Here is a 4536-nt window from a genome sequence, read left to right as displayed (position 1 = left end):
GGGCACCACGATCACCCGCGTGTACATGGTCGCGAACCCTCTGCACCTGGACCACCCGCTGATCCGGCCGGTCGAGCGGGTGCTCTGCCGGCTCGATCACCTGCTGATCGCGCCGACCTCCGACGTCCGGTGCCGCTACGCCGCGCTCGGCCAGCCGGTGCGCCGCCTGCGCACCGTGTCCTACGGCGTGGATCTGGACCGGTTCACGCCGGCGGACGACCGGGAGCGCCGGGCGGTCCGGACGGATCTCGATCTGCCCGAGGACGGGTTCGTGGCGGTGCGGGTGGCGCACTTCCACCCGCCCGGTCGTCTTGTCCATCCGGGCCGGGGGGTGACGGGCCACGAGGTACTGCTGGCGGCCTGGTCGCGGTTCGTCGAGCTGGGCGGCCGCGGCACCCTGATCCTCGTTGACGGGGCTCCCGAGGGCGGGGCTCCCGAGGGCGGGGAGGACGTCGCCGGTTGGCGCAACGAGGCCGCGGTCCGTTACCGCGAGCGGGTCCGGGCCTGGGCCGGGGCGCTTCCCGGCGCGGCGGCGGTGCGCTGGGTGCACGGTGTCCGCGACGTGCGGCCGTACTACGCCGCCGCCGATGTGAACGTGGTGTCCTCCTGGGTGGAGGACTACGGCGCCATCGGGGTGGCGTCGGCCTGCGGGGTACCGACCGTGGCGACGCGGTTCGGGTCGATCAGCGAGCTGGTGGACGACGAGACCGGCTGGCTGGTGGCACCCGGCGACGCGGTGGCGGTGGCGGAGTGTCTCACCGACGCCGCGGCCGGCCGGCGGACACCCGCCGCGCGCGACCGAGGCTTCGCCGCGCGGGCACGGGCCGAGAAGCTGCTGGATCGCCGGTCGTTGAGCCAGGACGTCGTCGCTGCCCTGCACGAGGCCGTGCGCGGCGCGCGGTCGTGGCACGCGTGCCGGGATGCACCGGGGACCGAAAGAACGAGTTCACCCGCAGGTGGGGTGATTATCGCCGAACATTCCGCCGTTGTGGGCAGGGGCCGCCGGCAGCTTCCGCTACTGTTAGCAGTGTTAAGTAATTGCTGGAGTCGGGCGTGACGAGCTTGTTCGGGAGGCCCTGGCGGTTCCCGCCGACCCGGAGGGTCGGCGGGGTCACAGCGTCGCGGGCGCGGTGCGAGACGCGCCGGAATGCCAGGATGGGACGGAGCTGGCCGAGGCAGGCAGGCGCCGGATGCGTGCCCACCCGGGGCCGTGGGTCCGGTGTCACCATGGTGCGGCCAGCCGGGCGGGGCTATGGGAGCGAGCCCCGCCGCTCGCGGGTGGCGGGCGGCGGGCGACGAGGAGGAGAACGATGGACACCTTCGGCAGTACCGGATCGCTCGTGGTGGGTGATCGCACCTACACGATCAGGCGGCTGGACGCGGTGCCCGGGGCCGATCGACTCCCCTACAGCCTCAAGGTGCTGTTGGAGAACCTTCTGCGTACCGAGGACGGCGCGAACATCACCGCGGACCACGTCCGGGCGCTGGCGAACTGGGATCCCTCGGCCGCCCCCAGCCAGGAGATCCAGTTCACGCCCGCCCGCGTCATCATGCAGGACTTCACCGGCGTGCCGTGTGTGGTGGACCTTGCCGCCATGCGGGAGGCGATGGCCGCCCTCGGCGGCGACCCGTCGAAGATCAATCCGCTGGCCCCCGCCGAGCTCGTGATCGACCACTCGATCATCGCCGACCACTTCGGCCGGCCGGACGCGTTCGAGCTCAACGCGGCGCTGGAGTTCGGCCGCAACCGGGAGCGTTACCAGTTCCTGCGCTGGGGTCAGGAGGCGTTCGACAACTTCACCGTCGTCCCACCGAACACCGGCATCGTGCACCAGGTCAACCTGGAGCACCTCGCCCGGGTCGTCTTCACGAAGCAGACGGCCGATGGGACGCTGGCCTACCCCGACACCCTCGTGGGCACGGACAGCCACACCACGATGATCAACGGTCTCGGCGTGCTCGGCTGGGGCGTCGGCGGCATCGAGGCCGAGGCCGCCATGCTCGGCCAGCCGGTGAGCATGCTTATCCCCACTGTGGTGGGCTTCAAGCTGACCGGCGAGCTGCCGACGGGCACCACCGCGACCGACATGGTGCTCGTCATTACCGAGATGCTGCGTCGGCACGGCGTCGTCGGCCGGTTCGTCGAGTTCTACGGCGACGGCGTGACGAACGTCCCGCTGGCGAACCGGGCGACCATCGGCAATATGAGCCCCGAGTACGGCTCCACCTGCGCGATCTTCCCGATCGACGCGGAGACGCTGAACTACCTCAGGCTGACCGGCCGTCCCGCGGAGCTGGTGGCGTTGGTCGAGGCGTACGCCAAGGAGCAGGGCCTCTGGCACGACCCGAGCCGCGAGGCCGCTTACACGACCACCCTTGAGCTGGACCTGTCCACCGTCGAGCCGTCGCTTGCCGGGCCCAAGCGCCCGCAGGACCGGGTGCCGCTGGCGAGCGCGAAGCAGGCCTTCCGGGCGGCGTTGGTCGACTACGCCCAGCCCCTGGTGCTCACGAATGGCGGCGCGGACGAGGCGGATGCCGAGTCCTTCCCGGCCTCCGACCCGGCGGCCGCATTCGCGGACAAGCCCTCCGACGCCCCGATCTCGGTGAACGCCGTGGTCCGGGACGTCGCCGCCCGCCCGTCCAACCCGACGGCGGTCACCCTCGCCGACGGCACGGGCGTCGAGATCGACCACGGCGCCGTCGCCGTTGCGGCCATCACCTCCTGCACCAACACGTCCAACCCGCAAGTCATGATCGGTGCTGCCCTGCTGGCCCGCAACGCCGTCGAGAAGGGGCTCACCCGCAAGCCGTGGGTGAAGACCACCCTCGCGCCGGGCTCGAAGGTGGTCATGGACTACTACGAGCGGGCGGGGCTCGTGCCCTACCTGGACAAGGTCGGTTTCAACCTGGTCGGGTTCGGCTGCACCACCTGCATCGGTAACTCCGGGCCGCTGCCGGAGGAGATCAGTGCCGCGGTGAACGACGCGGACCTGGCGGTGGTCAGCGTGCTGTCGGGCAACCGCAACTTCGAGGGCCGGATCAACCCCGACATCAAGATGAACTACCTGGCGTCCCCGCCGCTGGTGGTCGCCTACGCGCTGGCCGGCACCATGGACATCAACCTCGACACCGACCCGCTGGGCACCGGCACCGGCGGGGAGCCCGTCTACCTGCGTGACATCTGGCCGAGCGAGGCCGAGGTCGCCGCGGTCGTCGGCGACGCCATCCAGTCCGAGATGTACGAGTCCGACTACGCCGACCTGTCCGGTGACGAGCGCTGGCGTTCGCTGCCGCTCGGTGACGGCGGGGAGGTGTCGCGGACGTTCGCCTGGGCGCCCGGCTCCACCTATGTCCGGCACCCTCCGTACTTCGAGGGGATGGCGGCGAAGCCGGAGGCCCGGACCGACATCATCGACGCCCGGGTGCTGGCGGTGCTCGGCGACTCGGTCACCACCGACCACATCTCCCCGGCTGGCTCGATCAAGAAGGACTCGCCTGCCGGCCGCTACCTCACCGAGCACGGGGTCGCGCCCGCCGACTTCAACTCCTACGGGTCGCGGCGCGGCAACCACGAGGTGATGATCCGCGGCACGTTCGCCAACATCCGGTTGCGCAACCGGCTGGCGCCGGGCACCGAGGGCGGCGTCACCCGGCACCTGCCAGACGGCGAGCAGCTGGCCATCTACGACGCCGCGCAGAAATACGCCGCCGAGGGTGTGCCGCTGGTGATCCTGGCTGGTAAGGAGTACGGCTCGGGTTCCTCCCGGGACTGGGCGGCGAAGGGTACCTCGCTGCTCGGCGTGCGGGCGGTCATCGCCGAGTCCTACGAGCGCATCCACCGGTCGAATCTGATCGGTATGGGCGTGCTGCCGCTGCAGTTCCCCGCCGGCGAGTCGGTGGAGTCGCTCGGCCTGACCGGGGAGGAGACGTTCACCATCACGGGCCTCGCCGAGGTGGACGAGAGGACCCCGCCCATCACGGTACGTGCCGGCGACAGGACCTTCGAGGCGGTCGTGCGGATCGACACCCCCGGCGAGGCGGAGTACTACCGCCACGGCGGGATCCTGCTGTACGTCCTGCGCTCGTTGCTGTAGCCCACGACCGATGATCCGGGGCCGGCGGGTCGGCCCCGCCCGCCGGCCCGCATGCCGCGCGCCCCCGTTCCCGTTTCCCGGACTGAGAAGCGACACGCCGTCAGCGGTATCAGTTGGGGAGGAACACCGTCATGCCCGGACAGTGGGACGCCACCGTCAAGTTGGTCTACGCCGTCGACAGTGGTACCTCGGGATCCGCTCCCGCGGCGGTCTCAGCCGGGCGCTCGTCGCAGCCGGAATCGACGACGTCGTGCCCTGGCCGTGAGCGGGGCCGGTGGTGGGCTCGCCCCGTCGGGGATCTCAGTCGCGGTCGGCGGGGGGATCCTCGGCGAGCAGGGCGGTCAGCGCCGGGAACAGGGCCGGCGGGGCGGCGACGGTGAGATCTTCGCCCGCCGGGCGGCCGTGCAGCCCCCCGACCCGCAGTCCGGCCTCCACCGCCACC

2 protein-coding genes are annotated in these 4536 nt (G+C 71.4%); both read left to right on the top strand.

The genetic code is table 11. From position 1 onward, the window contains the following. Nucleotides 1-1057 (top strand): glycosyltransferase (locus AC08ON_RS09715; protein WP_476616816.1); only part of this gene is annotated, 1057 nt, incomplete at its 5' end. Between the two features lie 253 nt (nt 1058-1310). Further along, nucleotides 1311-4094, top strand: coding sequence for an aconitate hydratase AcnA (gene acnA / locus AC08ON_RS09710; protein ID WP_476607270.1), 2784 nt, complete (start codon nt 1311-1313; stop codon nt 4092-4094). Nucleotides 4095-4536 lie beyond the last annotated feature (442 nt).

Source organism: Frankia sp. CoWAU3 (genome assembly GCF_977971855.1).
Note: the sequence above shows the minus strand (reverse complement) of the source record. Positions and strands in the feature narration are given on the sequence as shown.